At 70.7% G+C, this 21,768-nt stretch carries 20 protein-coding genes; 10 read left to right on the forward strand and 10 right to left on the reverse strand.

The window, feature by feature from the left end; translation table 11 throughout:
- Positions 1 to 19: 19 nt before the first annotated feature.
- The 3 genes from ABD285_RS14940 to ABD285_RS14950 are packed head-to-tail and all read right to left on the reverse strand — an operon-like array spanning position 20 to position 3,692.
- Positions 20 to 1,534 (reverse strand): carboxyl transferase domain-containing protein, encoded by a 1,515-nt coding sequence (locus ABD285_RS14940; protein WP_344203250.1) that lies wholly within the window; start codon positions 1,532 to 1,534, stop codon positions 20 to 22.
- Entirely contained in the window at positions 1,531 to 2,730 is a 1,200-nt protein-coding gene (locus ABD285_RS14945; RefSeq protein WP_344203252.1) for a CaiB/BaiF CoA transferase family protein, read from the reverse strand. Before ABD285_RS14945 ends, ABD285_RS14940 begins: the two co-directional genes overlap by 4 nt.
- Positions 2,730 to 3,692, reverse strand: coding sequence for a cyclase family protein (locus ABD285_RS14950; protein ID WP_284254832.1), 963 nt, complete (start codon positions 3,690 to 3,692; stop codon positions 2,730 to 2,732). Before ABD285_RS14950 ends, ABD285_RS14945 begins: the two co-directional genes overlap by 1 nt.
- Before the next feature lie 92 nt (positions 3,693 to 3,784).
- Between ABD285_RS14950 and ABD285_RS14955 the strand changes: the two genes are divergently transcribed.
- The 3 genes from ABD285_RS14955 to ABD285_RS14965 are packed head-to-tail and all read left to right on the forward strand — an operon-like array spanning position 3,785 to position 6,203.
- Positions 3,785 to 4,192, forward strand: a complete 408-nt coding sequence (locus ABD285_RS14955) for a Zn-ribbon domain-containing OB-fold protein (RefSeq protein ID WP_284254831.1) — start codon at positions 3,785 to 3,787, stop codon at positions 4,190 to 4,192.
- Entirely contained in the window at positions 4,189 to 5,346 is a 1,158-nt protein-coding gene (locus ABD285_RS14960) for an acetyl-CoA acetyltransferase (protein WP_344203255.1), read from the forward strand. Before ABD285_RS14955 ends, ABD285_RS14960 begins: the two co-directional genes overlap by 4 nt.
- A 50-nt stretch (positions 5,347 to 5,396) precedes the next feature.
- Positions 5,397 to 6,203 (forward strand): IclR family transcriptional regulator, encoded by an 807-nt coding sequence (locus ABD285_RS14965; protein WP_284254828.1) that lies wholly within the window; start codon positions 5,397 to 5,399, stop codon positions 6,201 to 6,203.
- 54 nt (positions 6,204 to 6,257) lie between these two features.
- Here the strand turns inward: ABD285_RS14965 and ABD285_RS14970 are convergent, their stop codons facing one another.
- The 4 genes from ABD285_RS14970 to ABD285_RS14985 all read right to left on the reverse strand — a co-directional run bounded on the left by ABD285_RS14970 (position 6,258) and on the right by ABD285_RS14985 (position 10,302).
- A complete protein-coding gene (locus tag ABD285_RS14970) occupies positions 6,258 to 7,649 on the reverse strand; it encodes an MFS transporter (RefSeq protein ID WP_284254827.1) in 1,392 nt (463 codons plus the stop codon).
- Between the two features lie 57 nt (positions 7,650 to 7,706).
- Positions 7,707 to 8,534 carry an SDR family NAD(P)-dependent oxidoreductase gene (locus ABD285_RS14975; RefSeq protein WP_344203257.1) on the reverse strand — a complete coding sequence of 276 codons (828 nt, stop codon included), beginning with the start codon at positions 8,532 to 8,534 and terminating at the stop codon, positions 7,707 to 7,709.
- An 89-nt stretch (positions 8,535 to 8,623) separates the two neighbouring features.
- A complete protein-coding gene (locus tag ABD285_RS14980; RefSeq protein ID WP_284255719.1) occupies positions 8,624 to 9,625 on the reverse strand; it encodes a zinc-dependent alcohol dehydrogenase in 1,002 nt (333 codons plus the stop codon).
- On the reverse strand, positions 9,625 to 10,302 hold the full coding sequence (locus ABD285_RS14985) for a GntR family transcriptional regulator (protein ID WP_284254824.1): 678 nt from the start codon (positions 10,300 to 10,302) through the stop codon (positions 9,625 to 9,627). Before ABD285_RS14985 ends, ABD285_RS14980 begins: the two co-directional genes overlap by 1 nt.
- Positions 10,303 to 10,371: 69 nt before the next feature.
- Between ABD285_RS14985 and ABD285_RS14990 the strand changes: the two genes are divergently transcribed.
- The 3 genes from ABD285_RS14990 to ABD285_RS15000 are packed head-to-tail and all read left to right on the forward strand — an operon-like array spanning position 10,372 to position 13,186.
- Complete coding sequence (locus ABD285_RS14990) at positions 10,372 to 11,460, forward strand: alcohol dehydrogenase catalytic domain-containing protein (protein ID WP_344203260.1); 1,089 nt, start codon at positions 10,372 to 10,374, stop codon at positions 11,458 to 11,460.
- A gap of 9 nt (positions 11,461 to 11,469) precedes the next feature.
- Entirely contained in the window at positions 11,470 to 12,345 is an 876-nt protein-coding gene (locus ABD285_RS14995) for a sugar phosphate isomerase/epimerase family protein (protein ID WP_344203262.1), read from the forward strand.
- Positions 12,346 to 12,355: 10 nt separating this feature from the next.
- Positions 12,356 to 13,186: a fumarylacetoacetate hydrolase family protein gene (locus ABD285_RS15000; protein ID WP_344203264.1), complete on the forward strand. Its 831-nt coding sequence runs from the start codon at positions 12,356 to 12,358 to the stop codon at positions 13,184 to 13,186.
- A 70-nt stretch (positions 13,187 to 13,256) separates the two neighbouring features.
- Here the strand turns inward: ABD285_RS15000 and ABD285_RS15005 are convergent, their stop codons facing one another.
- Together ABD285_RS15005 and ABD285_RS15010 are read right to left on the reverse strand one after the other, a co-directional pair.
- Positions 13,257 to 14,483, reverse strand: coding sequence for an LVIVD repeat-containing protein (locus ABD285_RS15005; RefSeq protein ID WP_284254818.1), 1,227 nt, complete (start codon positions 14,481 to 14,483; stop codon positions 13,257 to 13,259).
- Positions 14,480 to 16,051 carry an AMP-binding protein gene (locus ABD285_RS15010; protein WP_344203267.1) on the reverse strand — a complete coding sequence of 524 codons (1,572 nt, stop codon included), beginning with the start codon at positions 16,049 to 16,051 and terminating at the stop codon, positions 14,480 to 14,482. The genes ABD285_RS15005 and ABD285_RS15010 overlap by 4 nt, the downstream gene beginning before the upstream one ends.
- 86 nt (positions 16,052 to 16,137) lie before the next feature.
- Between ABD285_RS15010 and ABD285_RS15015 the strand changes: the two genes are divergently transcribed.
- Both ABD285_RS15015 and ABD285_RS15020 read left to right on the forward strand, forming a co-directional pair.
- On the forward strand, positions 16,138 to 18,486 hold the full coding sequence (locus ABD285_RS15015; protein ID WP_284255718.1) for an ATP-binding cassette domain-containing protein: 2,349 nt from the start codon (positions 16,138 to 16,140) through the stop codon (positions 18,484 to 18,486).
- 12 nt (positions 18,487 to 18,498) lie between these two features.
- A complete protein-coding gene (locus ABD285_RS15020) occupies positions 18,499 to 18,861 on the forward strand; it encodes a VOC family protein (protein ID WP_344203269.1) in 363 nt (120 codons plus the stop codon).
- 7 nt (positions 18,862 to 18,868) lie between these two features.
- Here the strand turns inward: ABD285_RS15020 and ABD285_RS15025 are convergent, their stop codons facing one another.
- Complete coding sequence (locus ABD285_RS15025) at positions 18,869 to 19,081, reverse strand: hypothetical protein (RefSeq protein WP_284254815.1); 213 nt, start codon at positions 19,079 to 19,081, stop codon at positions 18,869 to 18,871.
- On the opposite strand from ABD285_RS15025, the gene ABD285_RS15030 reads away from it, so the two are divergent.
- Both ABD285_RS15030 and ABD285_RS15035 read left to right on the forward strand, forming a co-directional pair.
- The gene (locus ABD285_RS15030; RefSeq protein WP_284254814.1) at positions 19,080 to 21,089 is read left to right on the forward strand and encodes an MDR family MFS transporter; all 2,010 of its coding nucleotides are present in this window, start codon (positions 19,080 to 19,082) and stop codon (positions 21,087 to 21,089) included. The genes ABD285_RS15025 and ABD285_RS15030 overlap by 2 nt on opposite strands.
- 65 nt (positions 21,090 to 21,154) lie before the next feature.
- Complete coding sequence (locus ABD285_RS15035) at positions 21,155 to 21,751, forward strand: TetR family transcriptional regulator (RefSeq protein WP_284254813.1); 597 nt, start codon at positions 21,155 to 21,157, stop codon at positions 21,749 to 21,751.
- Positions 21,752 to 21,768 lie beyond the last annotated feature (17 nt).

Here is a 21,768-nt window from a genome sequence, read left to right on the forward strand (position 1 = left end):
CGGCGCAGGCACGCGCGACTCACTGCCCGCGGCGGTACCGCTGCGCACGCCGGGGAGCACGCAGCGACCACGGCTCGTCCGCGGCCTCCGCGAGCGCCGCCGAGACCGCACGCACGAGGTCGCGCGAGAACGTCGCAACATCCGGCGACTCGGGCACGATCAGGTCCACGACCCCGGCCTCCTGCAGTCGGGCGACCGCGACGCCCTGGGCCGCGGCCAGTTCCGGCGCGAACGAGATGTCGCCGCCGTGCAGGATCGCGCTCGCGCCCTCGGGCGGGAGCGGCGCGAGCCACGAGTGCTCGGCCGCGACGACCCGATCGGCGGGGAGGAGGGCGAGCGCGGCTCCTCCCGCCCCCTCGCCGAGCAGGAGCGACACGGTCGGCGACGGGAGCCGGAGCAGGTCGCTCAGGCACCGCGCGATCTCCCCCGCCAGACCACCCTCCTCCGCTTCGCGGGAGAGCGCCGCGCCCGGGGTGTCGATGACGGTGACGAGCGGCAGCCGCAGCTCGCTCGCGAGAGCGATGCAGCGTCGCACCTGCCGCAGGGCTCCGGGGCCGATCGGTTCGCGACGACGCTGCGTCGCGCGATCCTGCGCCACCACGACGCAGGCGGTGTCCGCGAGACGCGCGAGGGCGGTCAGCACGCCGGGGTGCTGCTCCCCCTCCGCCGTGCCGGAGAGCGGGAGGACGTTCGAGGCGGCGTATCGCAGCAGCTGCCGGATGCCCGGGCGGCGGGGGTCCCGGGTGCGGAGGACGTCGTCCCACACGGAATCCGCTGGTCGGGCGGCCGGCTCTGTCCGCGTGTCGAGAACACGGCCGGACGAGGACGTGGTTTCGACACGCGCCTGCGGCGCTCCTCGACCACCGATCAGGCGCAGGGCCCGCGCGGCGAGGGCACCGAGCGCCTCCGGCGGCACGACGGCGTCGATGATGCCGTGCGCGGCGAGGTTCTCGGCGCGCTGCACGCCGTCGGGAAAGGCCTCCCCCGTGATCGCCTCGCTCACCCGGGGGCCGAGGAAGCCGATGAGCGCGCCGGGCTCGGCCACGGTCACGTGCCCGAGCGACGCCCACGACGCCAGCACGCCTCCGGTGGTCGGATCACGCAGATAGACGAGATATGGCAGTCCCGCGGTCTTGTGGTCCAGGATCGCCGCCGAGATCCGCACCATCTGCAGGAACGCGATCGTGCCCTCCTGCATCCGGGTGCCGCCGGACGCCGGCGCCGCGAGCAGCGGCAGCGCCTCGCGCGTCGCGCGACGGGCCGCGGCCTCGATGCGGTCCGCACAGGCCACCCCCACCGAGCCGCCCAGGAATCCGAATTCGCTCACCACCACGGCAACGGATACCCCGCCGATGGTTCCGCGGCCGGTCAGCACTGCCTCGTCGAGACCGGTGCGCTCGCGGGCTCGGGCGAGCGAGGCGCGGTAGGCGGGGACGGCATCCACCGGATCCGCGACGGGCACGTCCCATGAGACGAAGCTGTCGGCATCCAGCACCAGATGGAGCAATTCCCGCGCGCTCCGCCGATCGCTCATGACCCTGTGAACTCCTCCCGCACCGCGTCGGTGTGCTGCCCGTACGGCGGCGGCGCCGTGTGCTGCCGCCGCCACTCGGATCCGTCCGCAGCGAAGTGCCGCAGCGGCGGTCCCGGCAGCTCGATGGGGCCGAGCACCGGATGCTCGACCTCGACGACGAGCCCCTGGCTGCGGGTCTGCTCCCACTCGTAGGTCTGCCGGAGGTCGCGCACCCGTCCCGCGGGGATGCCGAGACGGGCGAGCTCGGCGAGCAACTCCTCGGCCCGCCACGATGCGAACGTGGCGTCGACCGCTCGACGGACCTCCGGGGCGTTCCGCACCCGGTCGGCGTTGGTCGCGAAGCCCGGCGCGTCCACCGGCAGGCCGAACGCCGGCGCGAACGCGCGCCACAGGGCTTCCGAGCCGACCGCGATCTGCACAGGCCCGTCGGAGGCGTGGAAGAGGCCGTAGGGGCAGATCGACGGATGGTGAGCACCCTGGGCGACCGGCACCTCGTGCGCGACCGTCCACACCGTGCCCTGGAACGCGTGCACCCCGACGAGTGACGCCAGCAGCGACGTGCGCACGACCGACCCGCGGCCGGTGCGCTCGCGCTCGTGGAGCGCCGCGAGCACGCCGTATGCGCCGTACATGCCGGCGACGACATCCCCGATCGGCACACCGACCTTGGTGGGGTCGCCCGGGCCGGGTCCGGTGACCGACATGATGCCGGCCTCCCCCTGGGCGATCTGGTCGTACCCGGCGCGCGCGCCCTCGGGCCCGTCGTGCCCGAACCCGGAGATCGACAGCGTCACGAGCCGCGGGTTGAGCTCGGCCAGCCGCTCGATCGAGAACCCCAGCCGGTCGAGCACGCCCGGGCGGAAGTTCTCCAGCAGCACATCCGCCCGGCGGATCATCGAGGTCAGCACGGCGAGATCGCTCGGGTCCTTGAGGTCGAGGATCACCGACTCCTTGTTGCGGTTCGCCGAGAGGTAGTACGTGGAGATCGACTCGCCCGGACCCACGAACGGCGGCCCCCACGACCGGGTGTCGTCGCCGCCGCCCGGGTTCTCGATCTTGATGACGCGGGCACCGAGGTCGGCGAGCATCATCGCGGCGTGCGGACCGGCGAGCGCGCGCGTCAGGTCGACGACGAGCAGGTCGTCCAGCGGGCCACCGACTCGCCCCGTCGCCTCGTGGCCGACCCCGGCATCCATCACTTGATCGCGAGTGGGTTCAGCGGCGACGCGACGGCGTTCGTGAACGGCAGGGCCGGACCGACGAAGAAGAACTCGTAGACGCCGTCATCGGCGCAGTCGGCCGCGAGCGCGTCGAGGTCCCAGATCTCCCCCACGAGCAGTCCCATCTGCACGATGAGCACGAGGTGCAGCGGCTGGAACACGTCCGGCGTCTGGTTCGGCAGCACCTCCATGCCCCACGTGTCGGTCGCGACCGCCGCGATCTCGTGACGGGCGATCCAGTCGATGGCCTCGAGGCCGAGACCGGCCGCCGCTCCTCCGGCGTACTCGCCCCACGACCCGCGCGCGCGCACCTCGGTCATGGCACCCGTCCGGATGAGCACGAAGTCGCCCGTCTGCACCGTGATGCCCTGCTTCTCGAGCGCCGCGTCGAGATCGTCGCCGGTGATCGCCGTGCCGCCCTCGAGCCAGTCGACGCCCTTGAGCCGGGCGATGTCGAGCAGGATGCCGCGGCCCGCCGGTTCGACAGCCGCGTGCGTGATGTCGTTGCGCAGGGCGCCCTTGCTTGAGACCTGGTCCGCGCTGTACCCGTTATAGATCTGCCCCTGGTAGATGACGTGGGCGAGCGAGTCCCACTGGGTCCCGGCCTGCAGCGGCAGGATCACGAGGTCGTCGGTCGCGCCGAAGTGGCGGTCGTGGTTGCCGTAGAAGTCGCGGACGAGCGTGCCGGCGATCGCGTCGGCTCCGTCGCGGGTCATGAGATGGATCGGGTTGAACCGGTTGAAGGTGCCGCGCTGCGGCCCGTTCTCGTCGAACGGCAACGCCAGGGAGAACGGCCTGCCGGACTTGACGAGTGACGCCGCGCGCGCCCGGATCTCCGGCGTCACGTGGTTGAGCGTGCCGAGTTCGTCGTCGTCGCCCCAGCGGCCCCAGTTGCTGTACTTCGTCATGTAGTCGCGGACGGTGGAGATATCGGGCACGGAGAGTCCTCTCGTTCGGCGGCCGCAGGTCGGCTTCTTCTATTATGTTGCAACGCTGTCTCGTAATTCGAGCGGAGTGGAAGGCGGTCTCGATGTCCCGAGTGCCCATGGCGAGCCCCCGCGGCGAGGAGGAGCGTGCTCGGCGCGCGCTCGCCGCGGGCGCGATCGCCTTCCAGGTCTGCGAGGAGTGCGGGGCGGCGATCTGGTACCCGCGCACCGTGTGCCCCGCGTGCATGAGCGGCGCGCTGCGATGGGCGCGCTCGGCCGGACGCGGCGCGGTGCACAGCCTCACGACCCTGCACCGCGCGGGGCATCCGGACCGGGAGGCCGAGCTGCCGTACACCGTCGCCCTCGTCGACCTGGACGAGGGCATCCGGATCATCGGCGACCTCGCTGACGGCCTCCGGATCGGCGATCGCGTCGGCGCAGAGGTCGCAGCCGACGGCGTGCGCTTCGTCTCCGCCGACGGCGAGCCGGCCGGCGGGGCGGACGCGCGATGAGCGGGGCGCACCGCCTGCGGGGCGAGATCGCGATCGTCGGCATCGCCGAGCTCGCGGAGCCCGCCGGCGACCGCTCGCCCGCCGGGTTCATGGCCGAGGCCGCCCGGGCCGCCATCCTCGATGCGGGCGTGCGGAAAGACCAGATCGACGGCCTGTTCACGACGACGCCCTATTACTACGCGCCGAGTCTCACCTTCGCCGAGTACTTCGGCCTCACGCCGCGCTACAGCGACTCGACCGTGATCGGCGGATGCTCGTTCGAGGCGTACCTCGGGCATGCGGCGGCGGCGATCACGGCCGGGCTGTGCGATTACGCGCTCATCGCCTATGGCTCGACCCAGCGCACGGACCGGGGTGCCCTCATGAGCGGCTCCGAGTGGCTCGAGTACGAGCGGCCCTACGGCATGCTGCATCCGATCAGCCCGATCGGGCTCATCGCGAACCGCCACATGCACGAGTTCGGCACCACGCCGGAGCAGTTCGCGCAGGTGGCCGTCGCCGCGCGGGAGTGGTCGGCGCGCAATCCCCGGGCGCCGCACCGGGATCGCGTGCTCACCGTCGACGACGTGCTCGGCTCGCCGATGATCTCCACGCCCGTCCATCGCCTCGACTGCTGCCTCGTGACCGACGGCGCCGCGGCCCTGGTCGTGACGAGCGCCGAGCGCGCGCGCGACCTCCCGAACGACCCCGTCTACGTGCTCGGCGCCGGCGAGGCGGCCGATCACCGCAACATCACCGGGATGCCCGACCTCACGACGACCCGGGCCCGCGACAGCGCGCGACGGGCGTACGAGATGGCGGGACTCGGGCCGGACGACATCGACGTCGCCGAGGTGTACGACGCCTTCACGATGAGCCTGCTCGTGCTCCTGGAGGACCTCGGCTTCTGCGCCAAGGGTGAGGGCGGCGCGTTCGTCGAGTCCGGAGCGATCCGTCCCGGGGGGGCGCTGCCGCTCAACACGAACGGCGGCGGTCTGTCGTTCGTGCATCCGGGAATGCTCGGCGCGTTCCTGCTCACGGAGGCGGTGCAGCAGCTGCGCGGCAGCGCCGGGGATCGCCAGGTCGCCGGCGCGCGCACCGCGCTCGCCCACGGCATGGGCTTCACGCTCGGCGGACACGCGAGCGTCGTGCTCGGCGGCGCGGACGCGCTGTAAGGGCTCGCCCGCGCTCGCGACTAATGTTCTGCTAGCGATCAAGGAGGCGGATGACTCTCGAGGAGACCCGCGACGCCGACGAGGCGAGCGCCGTTCGTCGCCGGAACCGCCACAACACCGCGGACAAGGTCGTCATGCTGCTGCGCGCCCTCGCCGATCGCCCCGAGGGCATAGGCGTGCGCGAGCTCGCGCGCGAACTGGGCATCGACAAGAGCGCCGTCTCGCGGCTGTTCGAGCAGCTGGCCGATCTCGACATCGCCCAGCAGGACGAGTTCTCGGGACGGTTCCGGGTCGGGCCCGAGCTCTTCGCGCTGGCGGCCACCATCCACAGCCGTGACACGCTCTGGCAGGCGGCGGAGCCGATCCTGCGCGAACTCGCGGCGACGTTCAACGAGACCTGCTACCTCGCGGTGCGCGAGGGCGACGAGATCATCTTCCGCGACAAGATCGACACGACGCATCCGCTTCGCTACGTCATCGACGCCGGGGAACGGGCCCCGCTGCACGCCGGCGCCGGCGGGCGCGCGGTGCTCATGACGATGTCCGACGAGGAGATCCGCGCGTTCGCGAAGCGCACCGGCCTGCCGGAGATGACCGAGCACACGATCTCGGACCCGGAGGAGCTCGTCGCCGCCGCTCACGCGGATCGCTCACGCGGCTACGCCGTGAGCCACGGGGAGCGCGTGCTCACGGGCGGGGCGATCGCGGCGCCCTTCTTCGACGGCACGGGCGCCTGCCGCGGCACGATCGCGTTCACCTCGCCGGCGCAGCGCTTCGACGCGGCGCAGGAGCCCGACATCGCGGCCGCGGTCATCGCGGCGGCCCACCAGCTCTCGGTGCGGCTCGGTCACGCGTGACCGCGGGGTGAGGAGCGCCGCCGCCGGCGGTCGCTCCTCACCCCGCGTGGTTCGCTAGAGCCTGAGCTCCTGCTTGTGCGTCTCCCGGGCGAAGAGCACCGCGACGAAGGTCAGGATGCACACCGCCGCGACGTACACCGCGACGCCCCAGAACGCACCGCCGCTGGCGGCGACGAGCGCGGTCGCGATGAGCGGCGAGAGCCCGCCGAAGATCGCGGCCGAGATCTCGCGTCCGAGCGCGAACCCGGAGTAGCGGATCTTCGTGGAGAACACCTCGCCGAACAGCGACCCCTGCACGCCGGCCATCATCTGGATGGTGCCGCCGCCGACCAGGCAGACGGCGAACGCCGCGGCGACCGGGTTGCCGGTGTTGATGAGCAGGAAGTACGGCAGCACGAGGATCGCCGAGAGCAGCGCGGCGCCGCCGAACACGACCTTGCGGCCGAGCTTGTCGGAGAGCAGACCCCACAGCGGGGTGCCGATGACCGAGCACACGCCCGCGAGGAACACGAAGAACGTGCTCTCCTGCGGCTGGAAGAACAGCGCGCCGGCCGGGCTCTTGACGCCGTTGAGGTACGACAGGATCCAGGTGAGGAACACGTAGGTGCCCATCTGCACGCCCGCCGCGAGGCAGAACACGAGGATGAGCGAGCGCCACTCGGTGCGGAACACCGTCGCCAGCGGCACCTTCTGCACGAGCTCCTTCTCGACGACCTTCTGGAACAGCGGGGACTCGTTGACCCGGTAGCGGATCCACAGGCCCACGATCACCAGGATCGCGCTGAAGAAGAACGGAATGCGCCAGCCCCATGCGATCAGATCGTCGTGCGGCATGTACTGCAGCAGGAAGAAGACGAGGGTGCCCAGCATGAGGCCCGACGACGATCCGACGGTTCCCACCGAGCCGAACAGCCCGCGACGGTTCCTCGGCGCGTACTCGAGCATGATGATCGACGCGCCCGCGAACTCCGCTCCGGCCCCGAAGCCCTGCGCCACGCGCAGGATGGTGAGCAGGATCGGCGCCGCGACGCCCACGACCGCGTAGGTCGGCAGGAAGCCCATGAGCAGGGTGGAGATGCCCATGAGCAGGAAGGTCGCGACGAGCACCGGCTTGCGGCCGTACTTGTCGCCGAGGTTCCCGAAGATGAGCGCACCGATCGGCCGGGCGAACTGCCCGACCGCGAAGCCGCCGAACGACAGCAGGACGCCGACGATGGGGCTCTGGTTCGGGAAGAAGATCGTCGGGAAGACGAGCGCGGCGGCCTGCGCGTAGATGAAGTAGTCGAACCATTCGATGATGCCGCCGAAGATGCCGCTCACCACGACGCGGCGCAGCGCGCCCCTGTCGACGGTGGGGGTGGGCGCCGTCTCGCCGGTCGCGGCGACGCCTCTGCCGACAGTCGCCGTCTCGGCGGCCTTGTCGGCCTGTGCTCTGGTCTCGGACATATCGGGTCTTCTCCTTTGAATCGATTCCCGGATTGATGCGAGGGGTGCGATGTTGAGTTATCGGACCGTGGCCAGGTCGGCGTCGGTCGCAGGCCCGACGCCGCCCGATGCGGCCCAGCCGCCGTCGATGCGCAGGTCGGATCCCGTGATCCAGGACGCCTCGTCGGACACGAGGAAGAGGACGCCGTTCGCGATGTCCTGCGGACGGCCGATGCGCTGCGGCAGCAGCGCCGGGCGGGTGGCGAGCTCGCGGCGTGGGCTACCCGGATCGCCGTAGGTCCGGCGGGTCGCGGTGGTCTCGACGACACCCGGCGAGATCGTGTTGACCCGAACGCCCGCGGAGCCGAGCTCGTTGGCGAGCGCGACGCTGAGCCGCAGGACGCCTGCCTTGGCGGTGGAGTATGCGACGAGGTTGGTGGTGTTGCCGGGGTAGCCGGTGCCGAACAAGGCGCCCGACACCGACGCGATGAAGACGATCGAGCCCTGCGCCGCGCGGATCGCGGGGATCGCCGCACGGGTCGCGAGCCACGGCATCGTCAGGTTGCGGTCGATGGTGAAGCGCCAGGCGTCGGGCGAGGTGGACTCCCCCGAGCCGGCCCTGGCCGCCTTGGCGTTGTTCACGATCGCGTCGATGCGCCCGTAGCGCTCGAGCGCGAAGCGGGAGAACTCCTGCGCGCCCGCGTCGTCGGAGAGGTCCAGGGCGATGGATGCCGCCTCGCCCCCGGCATTCCGCACCGCCGTCGTGGTGGCCTCCGCCAGCGCGGCGTCGATGTCGGTGCCGACGATCCGCGCCCCTTCGCGGGCGAGCGTGAGCGCCGTCGCCTTCGCGATGTCGCCACCGCTGCCCGTGATGAGCACCACGCGGTCCTGCAGACGGCCGGTCATCTTCGTCGCCCTCTCCTCATCGAGTCGGCTGGGGATCGCTTTATTTGAATACAGTGTCTCGTTCTAGCACATGTGCGCGAGGGCCGACATCATCCCCGCGCGTAATCGAGCACGACGCCGAGCACGTTGGCCGGGTCGCGGTCGACCATGTCGTAGGCGTCGGCCGCATCGTCGAATCCGACGGTGCGGCTCACCATGTCGTCGACCGGCAGGCGTCGCAGCAGCTCGAAGGAGGCCTCGGTGCGGCGCGCCCAGTCCCAGCGCGGCTGGTCGGTCATCTGCGAGCTCGTGATGCGCAGCCGGCGGAAGTGGAACTCCGGCGCCAGGCGCAGCGGCACCAGGTGGCTGCCATAGAGCGAGATCGCCACGATCTCGCCACGATCGGCGGCGATCTCGATCGCCGACTGCAGCGCCGGCGGGGCCCCGCTCGCCTCGTAGACGATGTCGGCGCCACGGCCGTGCGAGAGCTCCGCGACGACGGAGGCGACGTCCTGCGGCTCGACGGCCGCGGCCATCCCGTAGCGGAGGGCCAGCTCGCGGCGCTTCTCGAACCGGTCGACGACGATCGTCGCGGCGGCGCCCAGGTTCGCGATCCGCGCGCACATCATGCCGACGATCCCCTGGCCGAACACGACGGCGGTCTCGCCGGGCTTCACCGGGACGTCGAGCACGCCGGTGAGCGCCACGCGCGTCAGGTTGAGGAATGTCGCCGCCGCGTCGCCGACGCCGTCGGGCACACGCACGACGTACGCGGGGCGCGCGTCGATGGTGAACAGATCCTGATGGGGATGCCGGCAGAACACCCGGTCGCCGACCGCGTACCCGCTCTCCGCCCCCGCGTCGACGACCTCCCCGACGATCTGGTAGCCGTACTTCGTCGGAAAGGGGAGCGTGCCCTCCGAGTTCGGCGGCATCCGGTCGCCCGGCGTGGTGTCGCCGCGGTAGACGAGCATCTCGGTGCCGGCGCTGATGAGCGAACGCGTCGCGCGCACGGTGATCTCGGTGGGACCGGCGCTGCGCACGTCCGTCTCGCGCAACTCGATGTGCCGGGGGCCGGTGAACCAGACCGCGCGGCCCGACCTCCCGGCCATCACCTTTCCCCCTCGGCGCTGAGCGCCGCGTAGACGACCTCGCGGGTGTGCTCGAGATGACGGCGCACGAGGGCCGCGACCGCTTCGGCGTCGCCGAGCCGGCAGGCGTCGGCGATCGCGCGGTGCTCTTCGATGCGCTGCTCCGCCGATCCGCGGATGCCCGTCGACAGGCGCTGGTAGCGCTGGCTGTTCTCCCAGAGCATCGCCTGGATGTCGAGCAGCCAGCGCGATCCGCACTGGTTGTAGATCGAGAAGTGGAAGGCGCGGTGATCGTGGTCGTAGCTCTCGGTGTCGCCCGAGCGGATCGTGTCGGCGAGCGCCTCGAATGCGCGGTCCATGGCGGCGAGCGAGGCCTCGTCCATGAGCGGCACGGCGAGCAGGGCCGCGTGCGGATCGAGCATGAGACGCAGATCGTAGGTCTCGGCGAAGTCGTCGCGATCGGCGGGGCGCACGCGGAAGCCGCGCTGCGGGATCGCTTCCACGAGACCCCGCGACGCGAGAGTTCTCAGCGCCTCGCGCACCGGGATCGCGCTCATCCCGAGCTTCTCGGCCGTCTCGTCCGCGTAGATGCGGACTCCCGGTTGCAGTTCGCCCGAGAAGATCATCTCGCGCAGCACGCTCTCCGCGTGTCCGGCGAGGGTCAGGATCTTCGACGCGTCCTGGCGTCCTCTGGGCATCTTCGCTCCTCAGGTCAGACGGAGCATCTGCTCCTTGACATCAGAACAATAATTTATAGATTTACCCCTATGTCAAGCACTTCCCCGCGGGCGCCGATGAGGGCGGCCCGTCTCTACGGCCCTGGCGACATCCGAATCGACGAGGTTCCGGCTCCCGGCGATCCCGGCCCGCTCCAGGCCATCGTCTCGCCGCTCTGGAGCGGCATTTGCGGGACGGACATCAAGGAGTACACCGGTCACGGCGGCTCCGCGGACAGCAAGCCGCATCCGCTCACCGGGTACGCGGGCCTTCCGATCACGCTCGGCCACGAGTTCTCGGCGCGGGTCGACGCGGTCGGCTCCGGCATCCAGGGCGTCGAGGTCGGAGACGAGGTCGCGGTGTACCCGCTGCTGCACTGCGGGAAGTGCGCGGCGTGCCTGCGCGGCGAATACCAGATCTGCGACATCAAGGCCTGGAACGGACTGAGCTCCCCCTGGGGCGGCTTCGGTCAGCAGGTGCTGGTCGAGCACTACCAACTCGCCCCCCTGCGCGGCATCTCGACCGTCGCGGGCGCCGTGATCGAGCCCGCGGCCGTTGCTCTCAACGCCGTGCAGCACGCTCGCGTCGCCCCGGGCGACACGGTGCTCGTCGTCGGGGCGGGGGCGATCGGGATGCTGTGCATGCTCGCCGCCAAGGCGCTCGGCGCGGCGGCCGTCCACGTCTTCGAGCCCAACCCCTCCCGTGCGGCGCTCATCGAGCGTCTCGGCGGGATCGCGGTGCCGGCCGCGGCTGCGGGCGACATCCCGGGCTACCTCGCCGACCTGACCGACGGTCTCGGCGTCGACGTCGCCATCGACGCGGCCGGCAAGCCCGCTTCGAACGAGGCGGCCATCGCGTCGGTGCGCGCGGGCGGCACCGTCGGCGTGCCGTCGGTGCACCCGGGGCCCATCACCGTCGATGTCCGCCGGCTCACGCGCTTCGACCTCACGATGGTCGGCACCGTCGGCTACACCCGCAAGGCGTGGGACGAGACGGTCGAGCTCACGCGCGCAGGGCAACTGCCGCTCGAGAACATCGTGACGGCGAAGATCGGGCTCGACGATATCGCCGCGCAGGGCTTCGACGTGCTGTCGACCCCAAGCGACCAACTCAAGATCCTCATCCAGGTCAACGAGTAGGGCGCGACCATGACCGATCAGCCGAGATTCGCCGCGAGCGACGGCACCACCTACCACGCGCCCTTCGTCGACGAGCTCGATGCCTACCCCGCCGCGGGCGTGCATGGGCTCGGGCTCTGGGAGTTCAAGCTCGAGGGCGACCGCGACGCCGAGCGCGCCGCGGCCATGAAGGACGCCGGCCTGCACGCGACCTTCTGCTTCCCGCTCACCCCCGGCATCTTCACCGGCAACGCGCACTTCGCCCATCCGAAGGACCCGGACGCCCGGCTGCAGATCCTGCGCGAGTCGGTGCGGCGCTTCGCCGTGTACGAGCCCGAGGCCGTGTGCATCCTCGCGGGCGCGCCGCAGGGCGGCGACGTCGCGGAGTCGCGGCGCCGGGTCGTCGCGGCCTTCACGGAGCTCGTCGAGATCGCACGCGACGCCGGCGTGAAGCTCGCTCTCGAGGTCATCAGCCCCGGCAGCGCGGGGAGCCTGTGCCAGAGCATCCCGGAGGCCGCCGATCTGATCACCGATGCCGGCGGCGAGGGCACGATCGGCATCCTGCTGGACAACTGGCACATCGCCGACGAGCCCCTGCAGAACATCGCCGACTACATCGACGCGATCGCCGGCATCCAGGTGTGCGATCGCGCGGCCGATTCGGGCGGCCGATTCGATCGCGCGCTGCCGGGCAGGGGGGTGCTCGATGTCGAGGGCGTCATCCGAACCGCCCACGCGGCCGGCTACCGCGGCTGGTACGAGCTCGAGATCTTCTCAGACGACGGCACCTTCGGCGAGCCGGTCGCCGACCCGATGTGGCAGTGGCCGACGTCGCGGCTGCTGACCGAGGGCAGGGCCGCGTTCGAGACGGTCTACGCGCGGGCGACCGCCGCGGTGCAGGGATAGGGAGAGCCACGTGCGACTGATCGGATACCGGCACGGCCGCAGCGTCACGGTGGGGCGTGCGCTCGCCGGCGGCCTCGTGCAGCCCATCGCGGACGTCGAGGAGTTCTGGGAGGATCCGTTCCGCTGGGGCGAGGCCCCGAGTGGCGCCGATCCGCTGCCCACGGCGGACCTGGAACTCGCCGTGCCCGTGCGGCCGTCGGCCCGGGTGCTCTGCGTCGGCCTGAACTATGCCGAGCACGCGGAGGAGGGCAACTGGGCGCCGCCCACCTACCCCACCGTGTTCGCCCGCTGGACCGCGTCGCTCGCGTTGCCCGGCAGAGCGGTGACGGTGCCGCCGTCCGAGCAGGGCCTCGACTGGGAAGCCGAGCTCCTGGCCGTCGTCGGACGGCCGGCCTACCGGGTCAAGGCCGCCGACGCCGAGGGGATCGTCTACGGCTACGCCGCGTTCAACGACCTCACGGCGCGCACCCTGCAGAAGCTGACGAGCCAGTGGACGCTCGGCAAGAACGCGGACGGCAGCGGGCCGATCGGCGAGATCGTGACCGCGGCCGAGCTCGGCGACATCAGCGGCGGATTGCGAATCTCGTCCCGGGTCAACGGCGAGGTCGTGCAGTCGGACACGACCGACAACATGATCTTCGGCATCCCGCAGCTGCTCGAGTTCCTCAGCCAGGGCATGACGCTTCAGCCGGGGGACCTCATCGCGACCGGCACGCCCTCGGGCGTCGGCTACGTGCGCACGCCGCCGCGGTTCCTGACACCGGGTGACGTCGTCGAAGTCGAGATCGAGCGCATCGGAACGGTGTCGACCCCCGTCGTCGCTTCGGAGCGGGTCGAGTAGCCGCCTCCGAGCGGCGTATCGAGATCTCACCGTCGTCGGGGGTGAGGTCTCGATATGCGGCCGCTGACCGCTACTCGACCCCCTCCGCCGCGAGCCGCAGTACGAAGAGCCCGTAGTTCTTGTCGGTGCAGAAGATGGTGCCGCGGTCGTCGACGAGCACGTCCTCGAACGAGGTCGTGAGCTGCGCGGGCTTCGGACCGCGCCGCACCGTCGGATCCACCGGCACGTAGAACGCGATCTCCTCCGGCCGCAGGGGCTCGGAGACGTCGTAGACCCGCAATCCGCCGTTGAAGTGGGTGAGATAGACCCGGGTCGGATCGTTCAGGGTTCCCGGCTGCCCCTGGTACTGGTGCTGGTTGTGCGGACCGTGCCGGCCGCCCTTCTGCTGATAAGTGCGATGGCCGGTCTCGGGCGACGGCAGCGGGGTCGGGAACCAGGCCGCGATCCGCGGAGCCGCGGGGTCCCGCACGTCGATCGCGACGGCGTACGGCAGCCCCTCGGAATCGCCCTCGCCGAGCGCCTCGCTGTTGGCCACGACGTAGTCGCCGTAGGAGTATGCCGTGTGGACGCCGAGCGGACTGCCGAAGTCGCCGAAGCCCAGCCGCGACACCAGGCGCGGGGCGCTCGGGTCCGAGACGTCGAGCACGACGAAGCCGTACTGGCCCCAGCTGCAATAGGCGAGGTCGCCGACGACGTGCGCGGGACCGTGCAGGCCCCATTTGGTGGCGCCTTCCTCCCCCGCCGCGACGTTCTGGCCGGGCGCCCACCAGCGGCCCACCTCGGTGACGTTCGCGGGATCGGAGACGTCGACGATCGAGAGGATGTTGCCGGCGAATCCCTCCGCCTCGGTCGCGAGATACGCGTAGCGGCCGCCGGCCCAGTAGTTGCGGTGCGTGCCGCGTCCGCCGGTGTCGTAATGCGAGACGAGAGCCGGGTGCGCGGGATCGGTCGCGACGTCGAACAGCAGGATGCCGACCTCCTCGGCGAGCTCCGGCTCGTAGCCCCAGCCGGGCGTCGGTCGCTCGAGCGCGCCGATCATGAGGCCGTCGGCCACTTGCACCTGATAGCACCAGCTCGTCGCCGCCCCGTCGACCTGACCGACCAGCTCGGGGTTCGCGGGATCGGTGACATCGAGCACGGACCAGCGCGAGACCCAGAAGTGACTGAGATAGAGGTAGTAGCGCTCGCCGACCTTCTGCAACGCGATCTTGAACGCCGGGTCGCCACCGAGGTCGTGGTAGCCGACGAGGTCGATCCCGCGCGACTCGGCGGCGGCGGGTGCGTGGTCGAGCGTCATCGCTCATCCCTTCTGTCGGGCTCCCGGACGATGCGGCCGGCCGGATCGTCGGCATCCATCGCTCTGAGCCTCTCCTTCTGCACCTTCGCAGTCGCGGTCTTCGGCAGCGCGTCGGCGAATCGGAGATAGCGCGGCACCTTGAACGGAGCGAGGTGCTCGGCGGCCCACGCGAAGACGTCGCCCGCGGAGAGCGGCGCGGCGTCCACACCGTCGCGCGGCACGACGAAGACCAGCAGCTCCTCGTCGGAGAGCTCGGCCGGCACGCCGATGACGGCCGCCTCGGCGATCGAGGGATGCCGTGCGATCACCCGCTCGACCTCGAGCGACGACACGTTCTCGCCGCGGCGTCGCACGATGTCCTTCATGCGGTCGACGAAGAAGAAGAACCCGTCGTCGTCCTGGTAGGCGCTGTCACCGGTGTGCAGCCAGCCCTCGACGAGCGTCTCGGCGGTCTTCTCCGCAAGACCGAAGTACCCGCTCATCATCGCGGCGTTCCTCAGGAGCAGCTCCCCCCGCGTGCCGCGCAGCACCTCGGCGCCCGACTCGTCGACGATCTTCGCCTCGGTGGGCGGCACGCTCGGGTCGGGGTGGTGACGCGGCAGCCCCATCGTGCCGGGATGCCGCGGTCCGTCGAGGGGCTCGAGCAGGCCGAACGTCGTCTCGCTCATCCCGAAGCCCGAGATGCAGCGCAGGCCGAAGCGGGCCTCGATCTCGTCGACGACCTCGACGGCGAGCGCGGGCACGCCGTAGGCGATGCGCACGTGGTTGTCGGCGTCGTCGGGGCTCGCCTGCGACTTGGTGAGGATCATCGCCATCGCGCCGATGAAGTTGAAGACGCTCACGCGGTGCCGCCGCACGTCCGGCCAGAACCGGCTCGCGCTGAACCGCGGAGCGAGCACGAGAGCGCCGCGCGCGGCGATCGCCGCCATCGTCGAGTAGGCCTGCGAGTTGATGTGGAACAGCGGCAGGCAGGCGTAGATGCGCTCACCCGGCTCCATGCGCATCCAGTCGATGTAGGCCTGCCCGGTCAGCACGAAGTTGCGATGCGTCTGCATGACGCCCTTCGGATCCCCGGTGGTCCCCGAGGTGTAGATGAGCGAGATGAGGTCATCGCCCGCGAGATCGACGGCCGGCGCCGGGTCAAGGCCGGACCGGGCGGCGAGGGCGCCGAACTCGGCGGGGGTGAGGACGGGACGGCCCGCGGGGGCGAGCATCCCGGCGAATTCATCGTCGGCGAGCGCGATCCGCGCCCCGGAGTCGCGCACGAGGTAGCCGGCCTCGGCCTCCCGGAAGCCGGTGTTGATCGCGACCAGGACACCGCCGATGCGCGCGAGGCCGAGCCACGCCCACAGGAACTCCGGGGTGTTGCCGAGCATGAACGCGACCCGGTCGCCGTGGCGCACGCCGAGCTCGTGCCACGCCGCCGCGGCGCGGTCGATGAACCCGCCCGCCTCGCGGAACGAGTAGGCGCGGTCGTCGGTCGTGAAGATCACGAACGGCGCCTCCGGGGATGCGGCGCGCGCCTCATCGAAGAAGTCGCGGACGTTGAGACGCGCGAGATCGATCACTCCCATATCGTAAGACGCCGTATCGGTATAACGCGACATGGTCGCGGATCGGATGCCACGGATATCGTGACCGGGTGCCTCCCGCCATGCCGCCGCATCCCGCCGACAGCCACGACGTCATCCGGGTGCAGGGCGCCCGGGAGCACAACCTCAAGGACGTGAGCGTCGAGCTGCCGAAGCGCCGGCTCACCGTGTTCACGGGGGTGTCCGGCTCCGGCAAGAGCTCCCTCGTCTTCGGCACGATCGCGGCCGAGTCGCAGCGGATGATCAACGAGACCTACCCCGCGTTCGTGCAGGGCTTCATGCCCTCGCTCGACCGGCCCGACGTCGACGTGCTCGAGGGGCTGACGACGGCGATCATCGTCGACCAGGAGCGGATGGGCGCCAACGCCCGCTCGACCGTCGGCACCGCGACCGACGCGAACGCCATGCTCCGGATCCTGTTCAGCCGGCTCGGTGAACCGCACATCGGATCGCCCCAGGCGTTCTCGTTCAACATCGCGTCGGTCACCGGATCCGGTAGCGCCGCCACCTCGAGCGGCAAGCAGATCGAGCGGGAGTTCTCCCTCCTCGGTGGCATGTGCCCGCGCTGCGAGGGCATGGGCACGGTCTCCGACATCGACCTGACCCAGCTCTACGACGACAGCAGGTCGCTCGCCGGGGGCGCTCTGACGATCCCCGGGTACACGGTCGACGGATGGCAGACCCGCATCTACGCGGAGTCCGGCTTCGTCCCCGCCGACGTGCCGATCCGCGACTTCACCGCGCAGCAGCTCGACGACTTCCTGTACAAGGAGGCGACCAAGGTCAAGATCAACGGCATCAACCTCACCTACGAGGGCTTGATCCCGAAGATCCAGAAGTCGATGCTCTCCAAGGACGTCGACGCGATGCAGCCGCACATCCGCGCATTCGTCGAGCGCGCCGTCGCCTTCGCGCCGTGCCCGGAGTGCGAGGGCACCCGGCTCAGTGCCGCGGCGCGTTCGTCGAAGATCGCCGGCGTCTCGATCGCCGACGCGTGCGCGATGCAGATCAGCGACCTCGCCGCCTGGGTGCACGGGCTGGACGACCCCTCGGTCGCACCGCTGCGGCACAACCTCGGCGCGCTCCTCGACTCCTTCGTGCGGATCGGCCTCGGCTACCTCTCCCTCGACCGGTCGTCGGGCACGCTCTCCGGCGGCGAGGCGCAGCGCACCAAGATGATCCGGCACCTCGGCTCCTCGCTCACCGACGTGACCTACGTCTTCGACGAGCCGACGATCGGGTTGCATCCGCACGACATCCAGCGCATGAACGAGCTGCTGCTGCAGCTGCGCGACAAGGGCAACACGGTGCTCGTCGTCGAGCACAAGCCCGAGGCGATCGCGATCGCCGACCACGTCGTCGATCTCGGGCCGGGCGCCGGCACGGAGGGCGGCCGGATCATGTTCGAGGGCACGGTCGAGGACCTCCGCGCGAGCGGCACGCTGACCGGGCGCCACCTCGACGACCGCGCCCGGCTCAAGGAGACGGTGCGCACGTCGTCGGGGTCGATGCAGGTGCGGGGCGCGCGCGAGCACAACCTGCGGGGCGTCGACATCGACATCCCGCTCGGCGTCCTCACGGTCGTGACGGGCGTGGCCGGGTCGGGCAAGAGCTCGCTCATCCACGGCTCGGTCTCGCCGCGCGAGGGTGTGGTGACCATCGACCAGGGCGGGATCCGCGGGTCGCGGCGCAGCAATCCGGCCACCTACACCGGGCTGCTCGACCCGATCCGCTCGGCGTTCGCCAAGGCGAACGGCGTCAAGCCCGCACTGTTCAGCGCGAACTCCGAGGGCGCCTGCCCGGTGTGCAAGGGCGCCGGCGTGATCTACACCGACCTCGGCCCCATGGCCGGCGTCGCCACCACGTGCGAGGAGTGCGGCGGCATCGGCTTCCGCGCGGCCGTGCTCGAGTACACGCTCGGCGGGCGCGACATCAGCCAGGTGCTCCGGATGCCGGTGACCGATGCGGAGGCCTTCTTCGGCTCGGGCGAGGCGCGTCTGCCCGCCGCGCACGCCATCCTGAACCGGCTCGCCGACGTCGGCCTCGGCTACCTGACGATCGGCCAGCCGCTCACCACCCTCTCCGGCGGCGAGCGCCAGCGGCTGAAGCTCGCGGTGCACATGGGCTCGCCCGGCGAGGTCTATGTGCTCGACGAGCCGACCACCGGCCTGCATCTCGCCGACGTCGAGAACCTGCTCGGCCTGCTCGACCGGCTCGTCGACGCGGGCCGCTCGGTCATCGTGATCGAGCACCACCAGGCCGTGATGGCGCACGCCGACTGGATCATCGACCTCGGCCCGGGCGCCGGGCACGACGGAGGCCGCGTCGTGTTCGAGGGCACGCCCGCCGAGCTGGTGGCGTCGCGCTCGACGCTCACCGGGCAGCATCTGGCGCAATACGTCGGGGCGTGATCGGGTGGAGGCATGAGCATCCACCCGACGGGAGTCACCGCCAATCTGCGCGTGCCGGAGGGCGCCGCGGCCAGGGAGTTCTACACCGGGTTCCTCGGGCTGACCGAGACCGCATTCGACCTCGGCTGGGTCATCAGGCTGCAGTCCCCCGACGGCCGTGCCGAGCTCCAGCTCGTCACGCGGGACGCGGGCTCCCCCGTCGACTCGGTCATCTCGGTGCACGTCGGCGACGAGGTCGAGGCCGCGTACGCCGAGGCCCAGGCGCGCGGGCTCGATATCGTGCATCCGCTGACGCAGGAGGAGTGGGGCGTGCGCCGTTTCATGGTGCGCGCCCCCGACGGGAACGTCGTCAACATCGTCAGCCACGTCGACTAGGGCGAATTCACAGATCCTGCAGTTGACGCAGGAATGCAGACGTGTAATATTGCAGCCGCTGCAAATCACAGCCCGCCAGTGTCGGCGTCCGGCCGTCGGCGTTCTCCGGTGGTTGCGGGCGCCCCGCCCATCCACCGAAGGACATTCGCTTGTCAACTGCCACCGCGCCGGTCGCGACGCAACCGGCCGCACCTGCACCCCAGGCGTCGAAGCCGATCATGTCCCACCGGCAGATCCTGCTGGTCATCTACGGCCTCATGGCCGGCATGTTCCTCTCCTCGCTCGACCAGACCGTCGTGGGCACCGCGATCCGCACGATCGGCGACGACCTCCACGGCCTCGATCAGCAGGCGTGGGTCACGACCGCCTACCTGATCACCTCCACGATCTCGGTGCCGATCTACGGCAAGCTCTCCGACATCTTCGGTCGGCGACCGCTGTTCATCTTCGGCATCGCGGTGTTCCTGCTCGGGTCGCTCGCGTCGTCGTTCTCGACGTCGATGTTCATGCTCGCCGGCTTCCGCGCGATCCAGGGCATCGGGGCCGGCGCGCTCATGTCGCTGCCGCTCGCGATCATGGGCGACATCCTCGCCCCGCGCGAGCGCGCGAAGTACCAGGGCTACTTCTTCGCCGTGTTCGGCGTCTCGTCGGTGGTCGGCCCGCTCGTCGGCGGCCTGTTCGCCGGAGCGGACTCGATCCTGTTCATCTCCGGATGGCGCTGGGTCTTCCTGATCAACGTGCCCATCGGGATCATCGCCCTGCTCATGGTGATCGCGTTCCTGCACCTGCCGAAGTTCGCGCACCACCGGGCGCCGCGCATCGACTGGTGGGGCGCGACGACCGTGATCATCGCCCTGGTGCCGCTGCTGCTGGTGGCGGAGAAGGGCCAGGACTGGGGCTGGACCTCGCCGGGCTCGATCGCCTGCTACATCGTCGGCGGAGTCGGCGTGCTCGCGTTCGTGATCGTGGAGCGCCTCATGAAGGAGGACGCGATCATCCCGCTGCGGCTGTTCCGGTCGCGCGTGTTCTCGATGGCGACGATCCTCGGCGTGCTCGTCGGATTCGGGATGTTCGGCGCCATGCTGACGATCCCGCTCTACCTGCAGATCGTCACGGGTCTCACCCCGACCGAGTCGGGCTTCGCGATGATCCCCATGGTCGTCGGCCTCATGATCGCGTCGATCGGCTCCGGCCAGATCCTCGCGAGGACCGGGCACTACCGGATCTTCCCCATCACCGGCACCTTCGTGACCGCGCTCGGATTCTTCCTGCTGACGTTCATCTCGATCGACAAGCCGCTGTGGTTCCTCATGCTCGCGATGTTCTGCATCGGACTCGGCCTCGGCCAGCTCATGCAGACCCTCACGCTGGCCAGCCAGATGTCCGTCGCCCCGCACCAGATGGGTGTCGCCACCAGCGCGGCGACCTTCTTCCGCCAGATCGGCGGCACACTCGGCGTCGCGATCCTGATCTCGGTGCTGTTCACGACGCTCCCGCTGAACTTCACGCACACGCTCGAGAACAAGGCCACGCTCACCACGACGCTCGACGCGGCCCTGAATCCCGCGGTCGCCGGGGCGAAGAAGAACGCGAAGGTGATGTCGCAGCTCTGGAACCCGATCGTCGACCCGATCAAGTCGAAGGTGCAGGAGCAGCTCGACAGCGCCACGACCGCCGCCCAGAAGGGCGCCGACGCCGCCGTGACGCAGCAGGTGACCGCGGCGGTCCAGGCGCAGGTCGCAGCCGGCGCCATCCCGGCAGCCGCCGCACCGGCGATCGTCGCGCAGAACGTCGAGGCCGCGAAGCCCGCGGCCGAGCAGCAGGCGCTCGAGGCCGTGGCGTCGAAGGCGCACGCGAGCCTGCACGACGGCAGGGTCGCGGTCGACTGGTCGAACGCGGGCCAGCGCACGCACTGGGTCAACCAGCTGGCGCCGGCCATCCAGAAGAAGGTCAAGAACGCCACGAAGTCCTCGAGCGGTTCGGGTGCCTCCGGCAGCGACACCTCGTTCGTCAACGGCGCCGACAAGCGCCTGACGACTCCGTTCCTCACCGGGTTCAACAACGCGGTGGTAACGGTCTACTGGATCGCGCTGGCCGACATCGTGGTGGCGTTCCTGCTCAGCCTCTTCTTCAAGGTGCCGCCGCTGCGCAAGGTGTCGGCCCTGCAGGAGCGCGCCGACGCCAACGGGATGTCCGAGACCGGAACGATCCAGACCCAGCCGGTCTGACCGGATGCCGGGGCGGGCCCGCGAGGACCCGTCCCGGCACCGGTGCGCACCGCACGGAACCGCAGATGACCACGACAACCGATGCCGAGCGCGCCGAGGGCACCCTCCGCGAGCGCAAGAAGAGCCAGACCCGGCACGCGATCCACGCCGCCGCGGTGCGGCTCGTCGACGAGCAGGGGCTCGAGCAGGCGACGGTGGAGCAGATCTGCCGCGACGCCGACATCTCCTCGCGCACCTTCTTCAACTACTTCCCGTCCAAGGCGGCGGCCGCTCTCGGTCTGCCCGACACGATGATCGACGAGGCGGCGGCGGCCGGGTTCCGTGCCGCGGACGGCCTGCTCGTCGACGCGCTCTGCGACGTCTTCGCGGCGACCGCCGACGTGCAGGCTGAGCGGGTGCGCATGAAGGAGCTCATCTCGCGATGCCCCGAGCTCATGCCGGCGCTCACCCAGTGGATGGCGGGCATGCGCGAGCAGGTCCTGGCCCTCGCCGAGGAGCGGGCCGCCGATGCGCGCGAGGCGCAGCTCGCGATGACCCTCGTCATGGCGGCGTTCAGCAGCATCGTCCACGACCGGGAGGCCGACGACGGCCGGCCGATGGCCGAGCGGCTGCGCGAGCGCGTCCGCGATCTCATGACGGTGCGCGCGGCGAAGCTGCACTGAGCTCCGCCGCGCGCCGG

Origin of the sequence: Pseudolysinimonas kribbensis, assembly GCF_039531715.1 — a bacterium.
GTDB classification, from domain to species: Bacteria; Actinomycetota; Actinomycetes; order Actinomycetales; family Microbacteriaceae; genus Pseudolysinimonas; species Pseudolysinimonas kribbensis.